A 19,627-nucleotide genomic window follows, 5' to 3' on the forward strand; every position below is an offset into this window, starting at 1 on the left:
CGTAAAGGAATTGATGATGGAAACCGCAGAGATCCGGCGACGCTGGCTCGACTATTTCGAGCGGAACAAGCACACAGTTGTGCCTTCCGCGCCCCTGATCTACGACGACCCGAACCTGCTGTTCGTCAACGCCGGCATGGTGCCCTTCAAGCCCTACTTCCTGGGCCAGCAGACGCCGCCCTGGGACCGCGCCACCAGCGTGCAGAAGTGCGTGCGCACCGGCGACATCGAGGAGGTCGGCAAGACCTCCCGGCACGGCACTTTCTTCCAGATGAACGGCAACTTCAGCTTCGGTGACTACTTCAAGGAGGGCGCGATCCGCCTCGCCTGGGGTCTGATCACTGCCTCCGTCGAGGACGGCGGCTACGCGCTGGACCCCGAGCGCATCTGGCCGACGGTCTACACCGACGACGACGAGGCGTTCGCGATCTGGCACGAACAGATCGGCATACCGACCGAGCGCATCACCCGTCGCGACGCCAACGACAACTACTGGCACATGGGCGTGCCCGGGCCGGGCGGACCGTGCTCGGAGTTGTTCTACGACCGGGGACCGGAGTACGGCGCCGACGGCGGCCCGGCGGTCGACGAGGACCGGTTCATGGAGTTCTGGAACCTGGTCTTCATGCAAGAGGTGCTGTCCGACGTCCGCTCCAAGGCCGACTTCGACGTCACCGGGCCGTTGCCGCAGCGCAACATCGACACCGGCATGGGCCTGGAACGGATGGCGACCCTGCTGCAGGGCAAGGACAATCTCTACGAGATCGACGAGGTCTATCCGGTGCTGGCCAAGGCCGCCCAGATGACCGGCAAGCAGTACGGCGCGCACTCCGGGCACGCCGCGACCTCCAGCCACCCCGACGACGTGCACCTGCGCGTCGTCGCGGACCATGTCCGGTCCTCGCTGATGCTCATCGGTGACGGGGTCACCCCGGGCAACGAGGGCCGCGGTTACGTGCTGCGCCGCATGTTGCGGCGTGCGGTCCGCGCGATGCGACTGCTCGGCTACCGCGACACGGTGCTGCCGCAGCTGCTCCCGGTGAGCCTGGAGAAGATGAAGGCGTCGTACCCGGAGTTGGAGGCCGACTTCGGCCGGATCAGCCAGATCGCGTATGGCGAGGAGGACGCCTTCCGGCGCACGCTGGACCAGGGCACGACGATCCTGGACACAGCGGTGACGAAGGCGAAGCAGTCGTCCGCGGCGCTCGGCGGCAGCAGCACGCCGACGCTGCGCGGCTCCGAGGCGTTCGCGCTGCACGACACCTACGGCTTCCCGATCGACCTGACCCTGGAGATGGCGGCCGAGCAGGGCGTCGAGGTGGACCGCGAAGGCTTCACCCGGTTGATGACCGAGCAGCGTGAGCGCGCGAAGGCCGACGCAAAGTCGAAGAAGAGCGGCCACGCACACACCGAGATCTGGCGGGAGCTGCGGGCGCTCGGAGCGACCGATTGGCAGGCCTACCAGGCGCTTTCGACCGAGGGCAAGGTCGTCGGGCTGGTCGCCGACGGACACCGCGTCGAGGGGTTCGAGCAGGGCGCGACCGGTCAGGTCGTGCTCGACCGGACGACGTTCTACGCCGAGTCCGGTGGTCAGATCGCCGACGAGGGCGTCATCACGACCCCCAGTGGCCAGCTGCGGGTGCTCGATGTCCAGCGTCCGGTCAAGGGCCTGGTCGTCCACACCGTGGAGGTCGCTTCCGGTGAGGTCAAGGTCGGCGAGCAGGTGGAGTCCCAGGTCGACCCCGACTGGCGCATCTCGGCATGCCAGGCGCACTCCGGAACCCACGTGGTGCACGCGGCGCTGCGGCAGGTGCTCGGCCCGTCGGCGCTGCAGAGCGGTTCCTACAACAAGCCGGGCTATCTGCGGCTCGACTTCGCCTGGAGCAGTGCCCTGTCGGCCGAGACCCGCTCCGAGATCGAGGAGGTCGCCAACCTGGCCGTGCGTCAGGACCTGCCGGTGTCCTCGCAGTACATGACGCTGCCCGAGGCGCGCGAATGGGGCGCGCTCGCACTCTTCGGTGAGACGTACGACGAGCAGGTCCGCGTCATCGAGATCGGCGGACCGTGGTCGCGCGAGCTGTGCGGTGGCACGCACGTGGCGCATTCCTCCCAGGTGGGCGCGCTGACGCTGACCGGCGAGTCATCGGTCGGCTCCGGTGTGCGCCGGGTCGAGGCATTCGTGGGCATGGACGCGTTGCGTTACCTGGCCAAGGAGCGCGCGATCGTCGCCGAGCTCGGCCGGTTGGTCAAGGCGCAGCCGGGCGAGTTGCGCGAGCGGGTCGAGGAACTGCTCGCCCGGGTCAAGACTGCCGAGCGAGAGATCGCGACCCTGCGGCAGCAGCAGTTGCAGGCGCAGGCCGGCGAGTTGCTCTCGGGGGCGACCTCCATCGGGGGAGTGCGGGTGCTCACCCACGACGGCGGCGACCTCGGCGCGGACGAGGCGCGGTCGCTCGTGACGAACCTGCGCGACCGCCTCGGCGACGAAGCCCCGAGCGTGGTTGCCGTGACCGGCTCGGCAAAGGGCCGTCCGCTGGTCGTAGTCGCGACGAATGCACGCGCCCGCGACCGCGGCATCAAGGCGGGTGACCTGGTGCGGATCGCGGCGGGTGTGCTCGGCGGCGGTGGAGGCGGCAAGCCGGACCTCGCCCAGGGTGGTGGCACCGACGCCTCGGCGGTCGGTGCGGCCCTCGAAGCGGTCGAGAGCCGGCTGCACACCCTTACCGGGGTCCAGTGAGGCACGGCATACGGATCGGCGTCGACGTGGGCAGTGTCCGCGTCGGCGTCGCCGTGTGCGACCCGGACGGCGTCCTCGCGACGCCGCTGCGGACACTGCGGCGGGCCGGCGACGAATCCGACATACAAGAAATAGCGCACCTCGCCGCCGACAGCGCCGCGATCGAGGTCGTGGTGGGCCTACCGCTGTCCCTGGACGGAGCCGAGCGGGCAGCGGCCGAAGTGGCCCGCGGATGGTCCAAAGCGCTGCGCCGGCGGGCTCCCGGTCTGGCCGTGCGCCTCGTCGACGAACGGATGACGACGGTCGACGCGCACCGTGCGATGCAGGCCAGTGGCCTTCATGAACGTGACCGGCGTGACGTGATCGATCAACAAGCAGCTGTGCTGATCCTGCAAGCCGCGCTTGACGCGGAGCGCATTTCCGGCCAACCTGCCGGAGAACTCGTCGGCGGACGCAAACCACGCCACTCGCACCGAGCCGACACGGAAAGGTGACACTGAGTGCCGACCGAACCGAGGACCCGAGTGAGGATTGAGCGAGGTGCGGGGTCCCCGCGAAGTATCGGAGCGAGGTACGAGCGGAGAACTTCGTGGGGTGCAGACCCGCAGGCGAGGGAAGAGGCGCGACAGAAGGTATGAACACTCCTCCAGACGGGCCGTCGGGCCACGCACCGGGCCCACGTACCCGCCGCGAAGCACGAGACGCGGCGCGCCGTGCCGCCGCGACCGCTGATACGCGCGCGACCGGCCGCCAGCGCAGGCCCGCTTCCCGACCCGCGCCACCGCCCCCGACTGTTGCGGACGACGACGAGACGAGGGAGTTCGTCGCCGCCTCGGTCGACGGTCCGCGAGCTGACGGCGAGCAGGAATGGACCGGCATCCACGACTGGCTGAGTGAGGACGACGCCGAGGGTCGGCACGGCCACCACATCTCCTACGAGGAGCAGCAGCGCCACCGGCGTCGTCGGGCCGGGCGTTCGTGCCTGCTGTTGGTGGTGTTGATGCTCCTGGTGGTCGGCGGCGCCGGTTATGCGGCGAGCCGGGTCGGGCGGATCAGCCTGCCCGGCATGGAGGAGGGCAGCCCCGACTACGCCGGCAAGGGAAGCGGCTCGGTCACGATCGTCGTCAAGGAGGGCGATTCCGGCACCGCGATCGCCCAGAGCCTGCTCAAGGCCGGTGTGGTGAAGTCCACCGGCGCCTTCGTCCAGGCGGCGGGTGCCAGCCGTGACTTCGGCCGGATCCAGCCGGGTAGCTACACACTGCACCAGAAGATGAGTGCGCGCGCCGCGCTGGCGATGATGCTTGACCCGAGCAGCTTCAAGAGCACCGGCATCACCATCCCCGAGGGCCTGTGGGCCGGCCAGATCTTCACGCTGCTGTCGAAACGGACCGGCGTGCCGGTGGCCGATTACCAGAAGGTGAGCGCGGCGTCGATCGGGCTGCCCGCGGCCGCGAAGGGCAACGTCGAGGGTTACCTGTTCCCGTCGACATACAACTTCGGCAAGGACGCGACCGCGCAACAGCAGTTGCGCGCGATGGTCACCGAATGGCACAAGAAGGTCGAGTCGCTGCACATCCCGCAGGACAAGCTGCACGACGTGATGGTGAAGGCGTCGCTGGTCGAGGCAGAGTCCCGCCTCGCGGCGGACGGCCCGAAGGTCGCGCGGGTCATCGAGAACCGCGTCGAGCAGGGTATGCCGCTCCAGCTGGACTCGACGATCCATTACGCCGAGAAGAAGCGCGGCACCATCACCACGACCGACGAGGAGCGCGCCAAGAAGGGCCCGTACAACTCCTATCTCAACACCGGGCTGCCGCCGACGCCGATCAACAGCCCTGGCCTCGCGGCGATCAAGTCGGCACTGAATCCGGCGAAGGGTGGCTGGCTCTACTTCGTCACCGTCGACCCGGAGACCGGTGAGACCCTCTTCGCCGACACCTACCCCGAGCAACAGAAGAACGAGCAGGTGTTCCACGCGTGGTGCAAGAAGCATTCCGGCAAGTGCTGACCAGACATCGGGCAGCAGTCCTCGGCAAGCCGATCGCCCACTCGATGTCGCCGGTGTTGCATCGCGCGGCATACGAGGCGTTGGGTATGGCGGATTGGTCCTACGACCTGCGTGAGTGCGACGTCGCCGCGCTGCGTGAACTCGTGTCGGGCCTGGGCCCGACCTGGCGCGGACTGTCGCTGACCATGCCGCTGAAGGCGGAGGCGCTGCTGATCGCCGACACCTCCAGCGAGGTCGCGCGGCGGACCGGTGCGGTCAACACGCTCGTCCGGGACGGCAGGGCCTGGCACGGCGACAACACCGACGTCGTGGGCATCCGGCAGGCGTTGTGCGACGCCGGAGTCATCGCCGGTGTGGTGCCGCAGGCCGTGGTGGTCGGTTCCGGGGCGACCGCGCGGTCGGCACTGGCCGCGCTGGCCGACCTCGGTGTGCCCGAAGTCGTCTTCGTCGTACGCAGCGACGTGCGTGCCTCGACCCTGGCCCAGGCACGTGACCACGGTTTCCGAGTGGTGGCGCTGGGGGAGTCCGACGGTGCCGCCGCGCTGCTGGAGTCGCCGTTGGTGATCAGCGCCGTCCCCGCCGGTGCCGCCGACTCGCTCGCCGGCGCGGTGGCCGCGAGGGTTGCCGAGGGCGCCACCGGCTCGGCCGGTCAGGTGCTGCTCGACGTCGTGTATGCCGGCTGGCCGACCGCACTGGCTGCGACAGCCGCGGCATACGGTGCCCGCGTCGTGCCCGGGATCGAGATGCTGATCCATCAGGGCGCCGCACAGTTCGAGCTGATGACCGGCAGTCCGGCACCGCTGGAGGTCATGCAGCGCGCCGGCCGCGCGGCGAGCGGGCTGGGCGCGAGCTGAGTCACCGCGTCCGGCATACGGCGGCGGCATACGGGCCCTTGCTGCCACATGAAAAGATCAGCCCATGCTTCGTTGGTTGACTGCAGGTGAATCCCACGGGCCCGAGCTCACCGCCGTGATCGACGGCCTTCCCGCCGGTGTCACCATCAGCGCGAACGACCTCGCGGACGCGCTCGCCCGGCGCCGCCTCGGTTACGGGCGGGGCGCCCGGATGAAGTTCGAGCAGGACGAGGTGTCGTTGACCGGCGGCGTCCGGCACGGCAGCACGCTCGGCTCACCGATCGCGATCACCATCGCCAACACCGAGTGGCCCAAGTGGCAGGTGGTGATGAGCCCGGAGCCCATCGACCCCGACGCGCTCGCGGCCGCCGCCGACGTCGGCGCATCCGGCGAACTGGCCCGCAACCGGCCGTTGACCAGGCCGCGGCCGGGCCACGCCGATCTGGTCGGCATGCAGAAGTACGGCTTCGACGAGGCCCGCCCGGTGCTCGAGCGCGCGTCCGCACGGGAGACCGCGGCGCGGGTGGCGCTCGGACGTGTCGCCGCGGCGTTCCTGGAGCAGGCACTGGGCATCCGGCTGGTGTCTCACACGGTCGCCATCGGCGGCGAGGGGACGACTGACGACGCGCCGTTGCCCGCGCCCGACGACGTCGCCGCGCTCGATGCCGACCCGGTGCGCTCCCTCGACGCGGACGCATCCGGTCGGATGGTCGCGGCCATCGACGCGGCCAAGAAGGACGGCGACACGCTCGGCGGCGTCGTGGAGGTGCTCGCGTATGGCGTGCCACCTGGCCTCGGCTCGCACGTGCACGGCGACCGCCGGCTCGACGCACAGCTGGCCGGCGCGCTGATGGGCATCCAGGCGATCAAGGGCGTCGAGGTCGGTGACGGTTTCCGCACCGCGGCCCGGCGCGGCTCGGCCGCGCACGACGAGATCGTCCGCGAGGACGGTCGCATCCGCCGCGAGACCAACCGCGCCGGCGGCACCGAGGGCGGTATGTCGACGGGGGAGGTGCTGCGCGTGCGTGCGGCCATGAAGCCGATCTCGACCGTGCCGCGGGCCCTGAAGACCGTGGACGTCGCCTCCGGTGACGACGCCACCGCCATCCACCAGCGTTCGGACGTCTGCGCGGTGCCCGCTGCAGGCGTCGTTGCCGAGGCGATGGTGGCGCTGGTGCTCGCCAAGGAAGTGCTGGAGAAGTTCGGCGGGGACAGCGTGCCCGAGGTGGCGCGCAACCACGACGCGTATCTGGCTGCGATCCCGGAGTTGCTCAAGTGACGCGTCCTGTAGTTGTCCTCATCGGTCCTCCCGGCGCCGGCAAGACCACCGTCGGCCGGCTCGTCGCCGCCGAGTTGGGTATGCCGTTCACCGACACCGACGAGCTCATCGAGACCGAGCAGCAGATGTCCATCTCGGACATCTTCGTCGAGCGCGGTGAAGCCCACTTCCGGCAGTTGGAGGCGGACGCGGTCGCCCGAGCTGTCACGACAGGTGGGGTCGTAGCCGTTGGTGGCGGGGCACCGATGACGCCGGCGACGGCAGAACTCCTCGAGTCGATGCCGGTGGTCTTCCTGAGCGTCACCATCGCCGACGCAGCCGGACGGGTCGGTTTCTCCTCGGCTCGGCCACTGCTGTCAGTCAATCCGCGGGCGACCTGGACGCGCCTAATGGGGGACCGGCGCCCGACATACGAGCGACTGGCTACCTGGGTCGTCGAGACGGACGGCAGGAGCGCCGAAGAGGTCGTTGGCGACGTCGTCGCTGAGGTCCGTGGATCATGAGTGATACCAAGGTGATCCGCGTCGGTGACGACTATGACGTGATCATCGGCAATGGCGTGCTGGACCAGGTCGTCCCCGGGGTCCCTGCCGGTGCGCAGCGGGTGCTGATCGTGCACGCGCCGGTCATGGCCGATGCTGCGGCGACCATCGCCGGCGCCGCGACGGCCGCGGGTCTGGAGCCGTTCGTCGAGGAGTTGCCGGACGCCGAGGCGGCCAAGACGGTCGACGTGGCGACCCGGTTGTGGTCGGTGCTGGCCGAGGCCGGATTCACCCGCACCGACGCGGTGATCGCGCTCGGCGGCGGCGCCACCACCGATCTCGGCGGCTTCGTCGCCGCCACCTGGCTGCGCGGAGTGCCGGTCGTGCAGGTTCCGTCCACCGTGCTCGGCATGGTGGATGCGGCGGTCGGTGGCAAGACCGGCATCAACATCCCCGAGGGCAAGAACCTCGTCGGTTCGTTCCATCCGCCCGCCGCAGTGATCTGCGACCTCGACCTGTTGCGGACCCTGCCGCGCGACGACCTGGTGGCCGGACTCGGCGAGGTCGTCAAGTGTGGGTTCATCGCCGACCCAAGGATCCTGGAGCTCGCAGCGGATCCCGTTGCCGCCACTGATGTTTCGGGTGCGGTGCTGCCCGAGCTGGTTGCCCGCGCGGTGCAGGTCAAGGCCGATGTGGTGTCCACCGATCTGCGTGAAGCCGGGCTTCGCGAGATCCTGAACTACGGGCACACCTTCGCGCACGCCGTCGAGCAGGTCTCCGGCTTCAGCTGGCGGCACGGCGACGCTGTGGCGGTCGGGATGGTCTATGTCGCCGAGGTGGCCCGCAGGGCCGGACTGATCGACGACGCGCTGGTCGACCGGCACCGGAAAGCGTTGCAACTGTTGGGACTGCCCACGTCATACCCGGTGGATGGCGATGTCGACGAGCGGTGGACGGCACTGCGCGTGGCCATGGGACGGGACAAGAAGACCCGCGGCTCGACATTGCGCTTCGTCGCGCTGACCGAGGTCGCCGCGCCCACCCGGCTCAGCGGGCCCGACGAGACGATGCTGCGCGAGGCGTTCGACGCCGTGCGCTCCTGAGCACCACGCAGCACCTCATGTGGCGGTCTGCCGCCGGCGGACCAGCGACCGGCCGCTCAACTCACTGGTCGCCCACTCCAACGGACCCTTGCCGATGGTGCGTGCCCACAACCAGCTCAGCAACAGGCACGCCCCGACGAAGACCACCGCAGGCTGCCAGCCGAAGGGCAGCCACGACGGCGGATGCTGGACGAGCACCTTGAGCAGCACGAACTGCAGGGCGTAGGCCGACAGCGCCACCGTGCCGATCAGCGCCGCCGGCCGGAGCGCAACGCGTGACACCTTGCCGACGGCGGCGGGGGCGCCTGCCGCCATACAGACGACGGCGAAGACGATGGCGCACAACGCCAGGTCGTGGGTGCTGTCGACCCACCGGCCGGGATCCGTCGACAGGTGCAGCGCCTTGCCGGCCAGCCAGCCGATCGCTGCGGCCACGCCGACCGCGAGAGTCAGATGCAGGGTGTGGCGGTGGGTGTGCCCGACCCGGCCGACGACGACGCCGAGCAGGAAGAGCGGAAGCAGGCCGGTCAACCGATAGTGGGAATCGCTGAGCACATAGACGTGCAGCCAGTGCCAGGGTGCGTGCCAGTCGGCGTTGTCCGGCTCCGTCCCCGGCAGGGTGTTGGCCAGCGCCAACAGCCAGGTCAGCACGGCCAGCGGGATCAGGTGCCGCGGGCGGAGGAACATCACGAACGCGCCGACGAGTGCGGTCAGCCCGAGTGGCTGCAGCACGACGGCGATCCAGGTGTCGAACTTCACCAGCAACTCGCCGATCACGATCAACAGCACTGCGCGCACCGCGAAGTGCGCGATGGTCGGCCAGCGCTCCTGGTGTCGGGCGACGATGTCCCGCGCGACGAGTCCGGCCGAGACTCCCATCACCAGCGCGAACAGCGGTGACGCCAGGTCGTTGATCTCGCCGACGAGCCGATTCAGCGGACCGGGTGCGACGAACCAGGGATGAGCGTGGGCGATGACCATCGCGACGATGGCCAGACCGCGGGCGGCGTCCAGACCGAGGTCGCGACGCGGGGGAACGCGGTCAGTGGTCACGAGCAGCGAGTATGTCGCATCAGGGCGCCTCGGGGACGCCATACGCATCGACGGTCGGCGTAGCGTGACGCGCATGCAGGTACATGCCGAACGTGCCGACATCACCAAGGTGCAGGTGGACGCCGTTGTCAACGCTGCGAATTCGTCCCTGATGGGCGGCGGTGGCGTCGACGGAGCGATCCATCGGGCAGGAGGGTCGGACATCCTGGCCGAATGCCGGGTGTTGCGTGACGAGCGTTATCCGGACGGTCTGCCGACCGGTCAGGCGGTGGCAACGACCGCCGGGCGACTGCCCGCACGATGGGTGATCCACACGGTCGGCCCGGTCTTCTCGAACACCGAGGACCGGTCCGCGTTGCTGGCGAGTTGCTACCGGGAGTCACTGCGGGTCGCCGACGAACTCGGCGCTGCGACGATCGCCTTCCCGGCGGTCTCGGCGGGCATCTACGGCTGGCCGATGGACTCCGCCGCACGGATCGCGGTCGACACCGTGCGCAGCAGCGGCACCGCCGTCCGAGAAGTGACGTTCGCGCTGTTCTCGGCGGATGCGCTCGCGGCGTTCGAGAGCGCGCTGGCGGGCGCGTGAACGGTCCGGGTCGGACAAACCGCTAGACTTGTGACCTCCCGCCACCTTCCGCGGCTGCCCCACGCCCTGACACAGGCAGCCCACGACGTGGCGGCGCGTCATACGTCCCGAGCGCCGACGGCGTCCGTAGATCCGAAAGAGAAGAGCGAAACGTGGCATCCACCAACGACCTGAAGAACGGCCTGGTCCTCAAGATCGACAACCAGCTGTGGTCCGTGGTCGAGTTCCAGCACGTCAAGCCCGGCAAGGGCCCGGCGTTCGTGCGCACCAAGCTGAAGAACGTCCTGTCCGGCAAGACCGTCGACAAGACCTTCAACGCCGGCGTCAAGGTGGAGACCGCCAACGTCGACCGTTCCGACATGCAGTACCTCTACAACGACGGCACCGACTACATCTTCATGGACACCAAGACCTACGACCAGCTGCCGATCGCCGCTGACACCGTGGGCAAGGCCGCCGACTACCTGCTGGAGAACCAGGAGGCCATCGTCGCGCAGCACGACGGCACCGTCCTGTATGTCGAGCTGCCCGCCTCGGTCGTCCTCGAGATCAGCCACACCGAGCCCGGATTGCAGGGTGACCGCTCCTCCGGTGGCACCAAGCCGGCGACGCTGGAGACCGGCGCCGAGATCCAGGTGCCGCTCTTCCTCGAGCAGGGCACCAAGGTCAAGGTCGACACCCGCGATGGTTCCTACCTGGGCCGCGTCAGCTGACGATGCCGCAGACGCCGGACACCTCCGCCCGCCGAGGCTCGCGCAGCAAGGCGCGCAAGAAGGCGCTCGACCTGCTCTTCGAGGCCGAGCAGCGTGGCGTCAACGCCCGTGACCTGGTCGACCAGCGGGTCGATGTGCCGACCACGCAGACACCGCTGCCGGACTACACCGTGCAGATCGTGCGCGGCGTCGTCGATCACTGGGCCGCCATCAACGAGGCGTTGCTGACGTACAGCTCCAGCGACTGGCCGCCGGAGCGCATGCCCGCCGTCGACCGGTCGCTGCTGCGTGCCGCGACCTGGGAGCTGGTGTGGGCCGAAGGCGTCGATGCGCCGGTCGTCATCTCCGAGGCGGTCAAGCTCGCTCAAGAGCTGTCGACCGACAGCTCCCCGAAGTTCGTCAACGGACTGCTCGGCAAGATCGCGGCCGTCAAGCACTCGCTCGCCTGACGGATCCGACGGCGCCCGTCGCGAGTCGGAACCTGTATGACGAAAGCCGCACCGGACGCAGCCGCGACCGAGGTCGGGGCCTGCGCCGGGTCTCCATTCGACCGCCCATCACGCACCGCGCGATGGGCGGTCGTCGACGTGTTGCGCGGGATCGCGATCATCGCGGTGGTGGCGTTCCACCTGACCTGGGACCTGGGCGACCTCGGATTCATCTCCTGGCGGATCAGCGCCCACTGGTCGGGCAAGGTCATCGCGCACGCCATCGCCGGGTCGTTCCTGTTGCTGGTCGGGCTGTCGCTGGTGCTGGCGCATCGGCGGGGGATCCGCTGGGCATCGTTCTGGCGGCGGGAGGTGCAGCTGGTCGCACTCGCGCTGGTCATCACCGGATTCAGCGCGATCTTCGAGCCCGGTGAGCTGGTCACGTTCGGGATCCTGCACGCCATCGCGCTCGTCTCGCTGGTCGGGTTGCCGGTGGTGCAGGCCCCGCGCATCGTGCCCTGGGCGCTCGCGGTCGTCGCCCTCGTCCTGCCGTGGATCGTGCACCTGCCGGGACGGTCGCCGTGGGTGTCGTGGACCGGACTCGCCGACGGGACCGAGCCGTCGCTGGACTGGCAGCCGATGCTGCCGTGGATCGCGTTGACCTTCGGGGGTGTCGGCCTGATGCGGTGGCTGCTGGATACCGGCGAGGAAGCGACGACAGTAGCCAGATTGCGGGCGTGGCGTCCGACTGCGACGCCGGTGCGGTGGGTCGGCGTGCTCGGGCGCCATACGCTCGCGATCTATGTGGTCCACCAGCCGGTTCTGTATGGCGCCCTCTGGCTCCTCGCCCAGCCGCACCCCTGACCACCCCCTCTCCTTAGCCGACAGGACAGGCGATGACCGAAAGGACAGGGGATTTGGGGCATTTCGACCCGGTTTCGCCTGTCCTCTCGGCAATCGGGTGTCCTCTCGGTAATGGGGTGGCGGGGCGGGCAGCGACATGAGTGAGGACCGGTGCGTGGACGTGGTGCGGACCACATCGGCGTGAGCGGTACCCTTGCCGCGTTCGACATCCTTTAACGATTCCGTCCTGTGAGGCGGCGAAGGAGGTCCTGACGCATGGAGCGTCCTGACTCAACTGTGCCCAGGCCTGAGGCGGATCCGCCCGGCCGGATCGTGCTCACCGCATCCGACATCTCCCGCGCGCTACGGCGCATCGCACACGAGATCGTCGAGCACAACAAGGGCGTGCAGGACCTGGTGGTCCTCGGCATCCCGACCCGCGGCGAAGCGCTCGCCACCCGCATCGTCGCACTGCTGCGTGAGATCGAAGGCGTCGACGTCCCTGTCGGGTCGCTCGACACGACGATGTACCGCGACGACCTGCGCAGCCAGCCGACCCGTGCGGTCGGCGCCACCACGATCCCCGACAGCGGTGTCGACGGGAAGGTCGTGGTGCTCGTCGACGACGTGCTCTACTCCGGTCGCACCGTCCGCGCCGCACTGGACGCGCTGGGTGACCTCGGCCGGCCGCAGGCGGTACGGCTCGCCGTGCTCGTCGACCGCGGCCACCGCGAGCTGCCGATCCGCGCCGACCACGTCGGCAAGAACCTCCCCACCGCCCGGTCCGAGCGAGTGAGTGTGCGGCTGACCGATCCGGACGGTGTCGAGGAAGTCCGCATCGCGACACCCCATGGAGAGTTGTCATGAAGCACCTGTTGTCGGCGGCGGACCTCAGCCGTGACGACGCCCGGCAGATCCTGGACACCGCGGCCCAGATGCACGACGTGCAGCAGCGCGAGGTCAAGAAGCTGCCCGTCCTGCGCGGCCGCACGGTCGTCAACCTCTTCTTCGAGGACTCCACCCGCACCCGCTCGTCGTTCGAGATCGCCGGCAAGTGGCTGTCCGCCGATGTCATCAACGTCTCGGCCAAGGGCTCGTCGGTCAGCAAGGGCGAGTCGCTGCGCGACACCGCGATGACGGTCGCGGCCATGGGGGTCGACGCCCTCGTCATACGGCACCATGCGAGCGGAGCGCCATTGCAGGTGACCGACTGGGTGGACGCTGTCGTGATCAACGCCGGCGACGGCACCCACGAGCACCCGACGCAGGCACTGCTGGACGCCTACACGATGCAGGCCCGGCTCGGTGATCTGGCCGGCAAGCGGATCGGCATCATCGGCGACCTGACCCACTCCCGGGTGGTGCGCAGCAACCTCATCCTGCTGCGCACGCTGGGGGCGGACGTCACGCTGGTCGCGCCGCCGACGCTGATGCCCAGCGGCATCGCGAACTGGGCTGCGGCAGAAGGATTTTCGTACAGCTATGACTTCGACGAGGTCCTCCCGAAACTGGACGCGGCGATGATGCTGCGGGTCCAGAAGGAACGTATGTCGGGAGGCTTCTTCCCGACCCCACGCGAATACACCGTCGGCTACGGGCTGACCCGTGACCGGCTGCGCGCACTGCCCGAGCACGCGGTGATCTGCCACCCCGGACCGGTGAACCGCGGACTGGAGATCACCGCCGACGCCGCGGACGAGGCACGCTCGCTCATCCTCGACCAGGTCTCGGCCGGAGTCGCGGTCCGGATGAGTGTGCTCTACCACCTGCTCGGAGGGGCTGAGAACGCATGACGACATACCTCATCAAGGGCGCCGACCTGCTCGGCGCCGGCCGACAGGACCTGCTGGTCACGGACGGTGTCATCGCCGAGGTCGGCACGGTCACGGCCGTCGACGCCACGGTGATCGACGCGGACGGGCTGGTCGCACTGCCCGGTCTGGTCGACCTGCACACCCATCTGCGTGAGCCGGGCCGCGAGGACGCCGAGACCGTCGCGACCGGATCTGCGGCCGCCGCGGCCGGCGGCTTCACCGCTGTGCTGGCGATGGCCAACACCAGCCCGGTCACCGACACCGCCGAAGCGGCCGAGCGGGTCTTCGACCTGGGACGCAGCTGCGGCCTGGTCGACGTCCAGCCGATCGGTGCGGTCTCCAAGGGCCTCGCGGGGGAGGAGCTCGCCGAGCTCGGTCTGATGGCACGCAGCCGCGCCGCCGTCCGGGTCTTCTCCGACGACGGCAAGTGTGTGCACGACGCGCGGCTGATGCGCCGGGCACTCGAATACGTCAAGACGTTCGGCGGCGTCGTCTCACAGCACGCGCAGGAGCCGCGGCTCGCCGACAGCAGCGCCTGCTGCCACGAGGGTGAGCTGTCCGGACGGCTTGGCCTACCGGGCTGGCCCGGCGTCGCCGAAGAGGTCATCGTCGCCCGCGACGTGATGCTCGCGCGCCATACCGGCTCACGCGTGCACATCGCACACGTCTCCACGGCCGGCTCGGTCGAGGTCGTCCGATGGGCCAAGTCGCAGGGCATCGCGGTGACCGCCGAGGTCACCCCGCATCACCTGATGCTCGACACGACCCGGCTCACCGACTACGACCCGACGTTCAAGGTCAACCCGCCGCTGCGCCCGGCCGAGGACATCGCCGAGCTGCGAAAAGCCTTGGCGGACGGGACGATCGACGCAGTCGCGACCGATCATGCGCCGCACGCACGGCACGACAAGGAGCACGCGTTCGCCGAAGCGGCGTTCGGGATGCTCGGCCTCGAGCAGGCGCTGCAGGTCGTCAACACCGTCATGGTGCAGCCCGGCCTGATGAGCTGGGAGCAGGTGGCCGCTGCGATGTCGACCACGCCTGCCCGGATCGCGGGCCTGACCGGCCACGGCCGCCCGCTCGCCCTGGGTGAGCCCGCGAACATCACCCTGATCGACCCCAGCGCCACTGTGGAGGTCGACCGCGCCGACTCGCGCTCGCTGTCGCGCAACAACCCGTGGCACGACATGACGCTCACCGGCCGGGTGCACTCCACCCTGCTGCGCGGCCGACCGACGCTACTCGACCAGGAGGTTCAGCAATGACAACTTCGACCGACCCACTCTCGGGGCGTCGTCGCGCGACCCTGGTGCTCGAGGACGGCACCACCTTCACCGGCCTGGCGTATGGCGCCATCGGTGAGACCTTCGGTGAGGCGGTCTTCTCGACCGGCATGACCGGTTACCAGGAGACGCTGACCGACCCCAGCTACCACCGCCAGGTGGTCGTGATGACCGCACCGCACATCGGCAACACCGGCGTGAACGACGAGGACTCGGAGTCCAAGCGCATCTGGGTCAGCGGCTACGTGGTGCGCGACGCGGCGCTGCGTCCCTCCAACTGGCGCTCGCAGCGCACGCTCGAGGACGAGCTGGCCGAGCAGGGCGTCGTAGGCATCTGTGACATCGACACGCGCGCCCTCACCCGCCACCTGCGCGAGTCGGGTGCGATGCGGGTCGGCATCTTCTCCAGCACCGACGAGACGGCCGCGGTCCTGACCGGGCGCGTGCGCGAGCAACCGCAGATGGCCGGATCCGAGCTCGCCTCCGAGGTCAGCACCGACACGGCGTATGTCGTCCCGGCGCAGGGAGAGCGGCGCTTCACCGTTGCGGCCCTCGACCTGGGTATCAAGGCGATGACACCGCAGCGGCTGGCCGAGCGTGGCATCGAGGTGCACGTGCTGCCCGCGGACAGCACGTTCGAGCAGATCCAGGCGGTCCGGCCCGACGGTGTCTTCTTCTCCAACGGCCCCGGGGACCCGGCCACCGCTCCGCAGGTCGAGGTGCTGCAGCAGGTGCTGGCGGCGAAGGTGCCGTTCTTCGGGATCTGCTTCGGCAACCAGCTGCTCGGGCGGGCGCTCGGCTTCGGCACCTACAAGCTGAAGTACGGCCACCGCGGCATCAACCAGCCGGTGCTCGATCGCACGACGAACAAGGTCGAGGTCACCGCGCACAACCACGGCTTCGCGGTGGACGCACCGCGCGACGGTCAGCCGGTGCCGGCCCCGGCCGGTGAGCAGTTCGGGCAGGTGCGCGTCTCGCACATCTGCCTCAACGACGACGTGGTCGAAGGGCTGGAATGCCTTGACATTCCTGCCTTCTCGGTCCAATACCACCCTGAGGCGGCCGCCGGACCACACGACGCGGCATACCTCTTCGACCGGTTCGTGGGACTTCTCGAGTCCAAGAAGGAGAACAAGTAATGCCGAAGCGGGACGACATCAAGAGTGTCCTGGTGATCGGCTCCGGCCCGATCGTCATCGGCCAGGCGTGCGAGTTCGACTATTCCGGCACCCAGGCCTGCCGGGTGCTGCGCGAGGAGGGCCTGCGGGTCGTCCTGGTCAACTCCAACCCGGCGACGATCATGACCGACCCCGAGTTCGCGGACGCGACCTACGTCGAGCCGATCACTCCGGAGGTCGTCGAGACCATCATCGCCAAGGAGCGCCCGGACGCGGTGTTGGCGACCCTGGGTGGGCAGACCGCGCTAAACACCGCGATCGCGTTGCACGACGCGGGAGTGCTGGAGAAGTACGACTGCCCGCTGATCGGAGCGAGCGTCGAGGCGATCCAGCTGGGCGAGGACCGCGAGCGGTTCAAGGGCGTCGTCGAGCGCTGCGGCGCGGAGTCGGCGAAGTCGATCATCTGTCACACGATGGACGAATGCATCGCTGCCGCGGGCGAACTCGGCTACCCGATGGTCGTCCGGCCGTCGTTCACGATGGGCGGACTCGGCTCCGGTTTCGCGTATGACGAGACCGACCTGCGTCGCATCGCGGGCGCCGGCCTGCACGCCAGTCCGACCACCGAGGTGCTGCTGGAGGAGTCGATCCTCGGCTGGAAGGAGTACGAGCTCGAGGTCATGCGCGACCACGCGGACAACGTGGTCGTCGTCTGCTCGATCGAGAACGTCGATCCCGTCGGTGTGCACACCGGTGACTCGATCACCGTCGCGCCGGCGCTGACGCTGACCGACCGCGAGTACCAGCAGATGCGCGACATCGGCATCGCCGTCATCCGCGAGGTGGGTGTCGAGACCGGTGGCTGCAACATCCAGTTCGCGATCGATCCCGAGAACGGCCGGATCATCGTCATCGAGATGAACCCCCGCGTGTCCCGGTCTTCTGCATTGGCTTCCAAGGCAACGGGATTCCCGATCGCGAAGATCGCCGCCAAGATGGCTATCGGCTACACCCTCGACGAGGTGCCCAACGACATCACGCGCGAGACGCCGGCAAGCTTCGAGCCGACCCTCGACTACGTCGTGGTGAAGGTGCCGCGCTTCGCGTTCGAGAAGTTCCCCGCCGCCGACCCGACTCTCACCACGACGATGAAGTCGGTCGGCGAGGCGATGGCCATCGGTCGCAACTTCACCGAGGCGCTGCAGAAGGCTCTTCGGTCGCTGGAACGCAGCGGCGCGACCTTCCACTGGGACCCGGACAACGCTCCGAGCAAGGAGATGGGGCAGGCGCTGCTGGACCAGGCACGCACTCCCACCGACGGCCGGATCGTGTTGGTGCAGCAGGCTCTTCGCGCCGGATTGAGCGTCGAGGAGGTCTTCGACGCCACCAAGATCGACCCGTGGTTCCTGGACCAGATCGAGCTCATCAACAAGATGGCCGGCATCATCGCCGAGGCCGACCAGCTGACGCCGGAGCTCTTGCGGCTGGCGAAGCGGCACGGTTTCTCCGACGCACAGATCGCTCAGCTCGCGCGGATGCCTGAGGCGGTCGTGCGCGGGCTGCGCTACGCGCTCGGTGTGCGGCCGGTCTTCAAGACGGTGGACACCTGCGCCGCCGAGTTCGCGGCGCAGACGCCCTACTACTACTCCAGTTACGACCAGGAGTCCGAGGTGCTGCCGCGTGAACGTCCGGCGGTGCTGATCCTCGGCTCCGGACCCAACCGCATCGGCCAGGGCGTCGAGTTCGACTACTCCTGCGTGCACGCTTCCTTCGCGCTGCAGGACAAGGGATTCGACACCATCATGGTCAACTGCAACCCGGAGACGGTCTCGACCGACTACGACACCTCCAGCCGGCTCTACTTCGAGCCACTGACCCTGGAGGACGTGCTCGAGGTCGTGCACGCCGAGCGACAGGCCGGCCCCATCGCCGGCGTCATTGTGCAACTCGGCGGTCAGACACCGCTCGGTCTGGCGCAGGCGCTCAAGGACGCGGGAGTGCCCATCGTCGGCACGTCGCCCGAGGCGATCGACCTCGCCGAGGACCGTGGCGCCTTCGGGCGGGTCCTCGCCGAAGCCGACCTGCCCTCGCCCAAGCACGGCACGGCATACAGCGTCGACGAGGCCCTGGCGGTCGCCCGCGAGATCGGCTACCCGGTGCTGGTCCGGCCGTCATACGTGCTCGGTGGGCGCGGCATGGAGATCGTGTATGACGACCCGACGCTCACCGACTACATCACCCGGGCGACCGAGGCATCGAGTGACCACCCGGTGCTGGTCGATCGGTTCCTCGACGACGCCGTCGAGATCGATGTCGATGCACTCTTCGACGGCACCGACATGTACCTCGGCGGCATCATGGAACACATCGAGGAGGCCGGGATCCACTCCGGTGACTCCGCCTGCACGTTGCCACCGGTGACCCTCGGTGCCGAGGAGATCGAGCGGGTCCGCACCTCCACGCGGGCACTGGCCGAGGGTGTGGGAGTGCGTGGCCTGATCAACGTGCAGTTCGCGCTGGCCCACGACACCCTCTACGTCCTCGAGGCCAACCCGCGTGCGAGCCGGACCGTGCCGTTCGTCGCCAAGTCCACCGGAGTGCCGCTCGCGAAGGCCGCGGCCCGAGTGATGCTCGGCGAGTCGATCCAGCAGCTGCGCGACGACGGACTGCTGCCACCGGCCGGCGACGGCGGCATGTTGCCGCCCGACTCCGCGATCGCGGTGAAGGAGGCGGTCCTTCCCTTCAAGCGCTTCCGTACCCGCGAGGGTGACGTGGTCGACAGCCTGTTGGGCCCGGAGATGCGCTCCACCGGCGAGGTCATGGGTTTCGACGACGACTTCGGCGCCGCCTTCGCCAAGAGCCAATTGAGCTCGATCACCGGCCTGCCACGCGAGGGACTGGTCTTCGTGTCCGTCGCCAACCGCGACAAGCGCGCGATGATCTTCCCGGTCAAGCGCCTGGCCGACCTGGGCTTCCATGTCCTGGCCACCGCAGGCACCGCGGATGTGTTGCGGCGCAACGGGATCCAGGCCGAGGTCGTGCGCAAGCACAGCGAGGGCACGGGGGAGCACGGGGAGCCAACGATCGTCGACCGCATCCAGGCCGGTGACGTCGCCATGGTCGTCAACACACCGTCCGGACAGGGCGCCCGCGAGGACGGCTACGCGATCCGCGCAGCCACCACCAGCATGGATCGCCCGATCATCACGACCGTGCAGCAACTGGCGGCGGCGGTGCAGGGGATCGAGGCCCAGCTCGCCGGACCGTTCAAGGTGAAAGCGTTGCAGGACCACGCAGTCGATCTGGACCTCTACGGTCGCGGACGGTGA

17 protein-coding genes are annotated in these 19,627 nt (G+C 69.0%); 16 read left to right on the top strand and 1 reads right to left on the bottom strand.

The features are described 5' to 3' along the window. Positions 1-16: 16 nt before the first annotated feature. From alaS to aroB, 7 genes are all read left to right on the top strand, one after another. Positions 17-2,734 (top strand): alanine--tRNA ligase, encoded by a 2,718-nt coding sequence (gene alaS, locus IEX71_RS12170; protein ID WP_188837321.1) that lies wholly within the window; start codon positions 17-19, stop codon positions 2,732-2,734. Next, the gene (ruvX, locus tag IEX71_RS12175) at positions 2,731-3,228 is read left to right on the top strand and encodes a Holliday junction resolvase RuvX (protein WP_188837322.1); all 498 of its coding nucleotides are present in this window, start codon (positions 2,731-2,733) and stop codon (positions 3,226-3,228) included. Before alaS ends, ruvX begins: the two co-directional genes overlap by 4 nt. Positions 3,229-3,368: 140 nt before the next feature. Then, the gene (gene mltG, locus IEX71_RS12180) at positions 3,369-4,742 is read left to right on the top strand and encodes an endolytic transglycosylase MltG (protein WP_188837323.1); all 1,374 of its coding nucleotides are present in this window, start codon (positions 3,369-3,371) and stop codon (positions 4,740-4,742) included. Continuing rightward, on the top strand, positions 4,712-5,596 hold the full coding sequence (locus IEX71_RS12185; protein ID WP_229749686.1) for a shikimate dehydrogenase: 885 nt from the start codon (positions 4,712-4,714) through the stop codon (positions 5,594-5,596). Before mltG ends, IEX71_RS12185 begins: the two co-directional genes overlap by 31 nt. A 64-nt stretch (positions 5,597-5,660) precedes the next feature. Continuing rightward, the gene (gene aroC, locus IEX71_RS12190) at positions 5,661-6,875 is read left to right on the top strand and encodes a chorismate synthase (RefSeq protein WP_229749687.1); all 1,215 of its coding nucleotides are present in this window, start codon (positions 5,661-5,663) and stop codon (positions 6,873-6,875) included. Further along, entirely contained in the window at positions 6,872-7,378 is a 507-nt protein-coding gene (locus tag IEX71_RS12195; protein ID WP_229749688.1) for a shikimate kinase, read from the top strand. Before aroC ends, IEX71_RS12195 begins: the two co-directional genes overlap by 4 nt. Then, positions 7,375-8,460 (top strand): 3-dehydroquinate synthase, encoded by a 1,086-nt coding sequence (gene aroB / locus IEX71_RS12200; RefSeq protein ID WP_188837324.1) that lies wholly within the window; start codon positions 7,375-7,377, stop codon positions 8,458-8,460. The genes IEX71_RS12195 and aroB overlap by 4 nt, the downstream gene beginning before the upstream one ends. A gap of 15 nt (positions 8,461-8,475) precedes the next feature. Here aroB and IEX71_RS12205 read toward each other — a convergent pair whose 3' ends face one another. After that, the gene (locus IEX71_RS12205; protein ID WP_188837325.1) at positions 8,476-9,513 is read right to left on the bottom strand and encodes an acyltransferase family protein; all 1,038 of its coding nucleotides are present in this window, start codon (positions 9,511-9,513) and stop codon (positions 8,476-8,478) included. A gap of 73 nt (positions 9,514-9,586) precedes the next feature. Here IEX71_RS12205 and IEX71_RS12210 point away from each other — a divergent pair, with 73 nt between their 5' ends. The 9 genes from IEX71_RS12210 (at position 9,587) to carB (ending at position 19,627) form a co-directional block, all read left to right on the top strand. Further along, the gene (locus tag IEX71_RS12210; RefSeq protein WP_188837326.1) at positions 9,587-10,099 is read left to right on the top strand and encodes an O-acetyl-ADP-ribose deacetylase; all 513 of its coding nucleotides are present in this window, start codon (positions 9,587-9,589) and stop codon (positions 10,097-10,099) included. A gap of 152 nt (positions 10,100-10,251) precedes the next feature. Continuing rightward, positions 10,252-10,812 (top strand): elongation factor P, encoded by a 561-nt coding sequence (gene efp, locus IEX71_RS12215; protein WP_188837327.1) that lies wholly within the window; start codon positions 10,252-10,254, stop codon positions 10,810-10,812. Positions 10,813-10,814: 2 nt separating this feature from the next. Then, positions 10,815-11,261, top strand: coding sequence for a transcription antitermination factor NusB (nusB, locus tag IEX71_RS12220; protein WP_188837328.1), 447 nt, complete (start codon positions 10,815-10,817; stop codon positions 11,259-11,261). A 36-nt stretch (positions 11,262-11,297) separates the two neighbouring features. Continuing rightward, positions 11,298-12,104, top strand: a complete 807-nt coding sequence (locus tag IEX71_RS12225) for an acetyltransferase domain-containing protein (protein ID WP_188837329.1) — start codon at positions 11,298-11,300, stop codon at positions 12,102-12,104. Between the two features lie 255 nt (positions 12,105-12,359). Then, on the top strand, positions 12,360-12,950 hold the full coding sequence (gene pyrR, locus IEX71_RS12230; protein WP_188837330.1) for a bifunctional pyr operon transcriptional regulator/uracil phosphoribosyltransferase PyrR: 591 nt from the start codon (positions 12,360-12,362) through the stop codon (positions 12,948-12,950). Next, entirely contained in the window at positions 12,947-13,876 is a 930-nt protein-coding gene (locus IEX71_RS12235) for an aspartate carbamoyltransferase catalytic subunit (protein ID WP_188837331.1), read from the top strand. Before pyrR ends, IEX71_RS12235 begins: the two co-directional genes overlap by 4 nt. Next, the gene (locus IEX71_RS12240; protein WP_188837332.1) at positions 13,873-15,162 is read left to right on the top strand and encodes a dihydroorotase; all 1,290 of its coding nucleotides are present in this window, start codon (positions 13,873-13,875) and stop codon (positions 15,160-15,162) included. The genes IEX71_RS12235 and IEX71_RS12240 overlap by 4 nt, the downstream gene beginning before the upstream one ends. Beyond that, a complete protein-coding gene (gene carA, locus IEX71_RS12245; RefSeq protein ID WP_188837333.1) occupies positions 15,159-16,319 on the top strand; it encodes a glutamine-hydrolyzing carbamoyl-phosphate synthase small subunit in 1,161 nt (386 codons plus the stop codon). Before IEX71_RS12240 ends, carA begins: the two co-directional genes overlap by 4 nt. Next, positions 16,319-19,627 (top strand): carbamoyl-phosphate synthase large subunit, encoded by a 3,309-nt coding sequence (gene carB, locus IEX71_RS12250; RefSeq protein WP_188837334.1) that lies wholly within the window; start codon positions 16,319-16,321, stop codon positions 19,625-19,627. Before carA ends, carB begins: the two co-directional genes overlap by 1 nt.

This window comes from Flexivirga endophytica, assembly GCF_014640635.1.
GTDB classification, from domain to species: Bacteria; Actinomycetota; Actinomycetes; order Actinomycetales; family Dermatophilaceae; genus Flexivirga; species Flexivirga endophytica.

Excerpts from the sequence above, each read along its gene's own strand:
- nusB (WP_188837328.1), top strand. The coding sequence starts at position 10,815 with ATGCCGCAGACGCCGGACACCTCCGCCCGCCGAGGCTCGCGCAGCAAG.
- IEX71_RS12240 (WP_188837332.1), top strand. The coding sequence starts at position 13,873 with ATGACGACATACCTCATCAAGGGCGCCGACCTGCTCGGCGCCGGCCGA.
- aroB (WP_188837324.1), top strand. The coding sequence starts at position 7,375 with ATGAGTGATACCAAGGTGATCCGCGTCGGTGACGACTATGACGTGATC.
- IEX71_RS12225 (WP_188837329.1), top strand. The coding sequence starts at position 11,298 with ATGACGAAAGCCGCACCGGACGCAGCCGCGACCGAGGTCGGGGCCTGC.
- aroC (WP_229749687.1), top strand. The coding sequence starts at position 5,661 with ATGCTTCGTTGGTTGACTGCAGGTGAATCCCACGGGCCCGAGCTCACC.
- carB (WP_188837334.1), top strand. The coding sequence starts at position 16,319 with ATGCCGAAGCGGGACGACATCAAGAGTGTCCTGGTGATCGGCTCCGGC.
- IEX71_RS12235 (WP_188837331.1), top strand. The coding sequence starts at position 12,947 with ATGAAGCACCTGTTGTCGGCGGCGGACCTCAGCCGTGACGACGCCCGG.
- carA (WP_188837333.1), top strand. The coding sequence starts at position 15,159 with ATGACAACTTCGACCGACCCACTCTCGGGGCGTCGTCGCGCGACCCTG.
- pyrR (WP_188837330.1), top strand. The coding sequence starts at position 12,360 with ATGGAGCGTCCTGACTCAACTGTGCCCAGGCCTGAGGCGGATCCGCCC.
- IEX71_RS12210 (WP_188837326.1), top strand. The coding sequence starts at position 9,587 with ATGCAGGTACATGCCGAACGTGCCGACATCACCAAGGTGCAGGTGGAC.
- mltG (WP_188837323.1), top strand. The coding sequence starts at position 3,369 with ATGAACACTCCTCCAGACGGGCCGTCGGGCCACGCACCGGGCCCACGT.
- alaS (WP_188837321.1), top strand. The coding sequence starts at position 17 with ATGGAAACCGCAGAGATCCGGCGACGCTGGCTCGACTATTTCGAGCGG.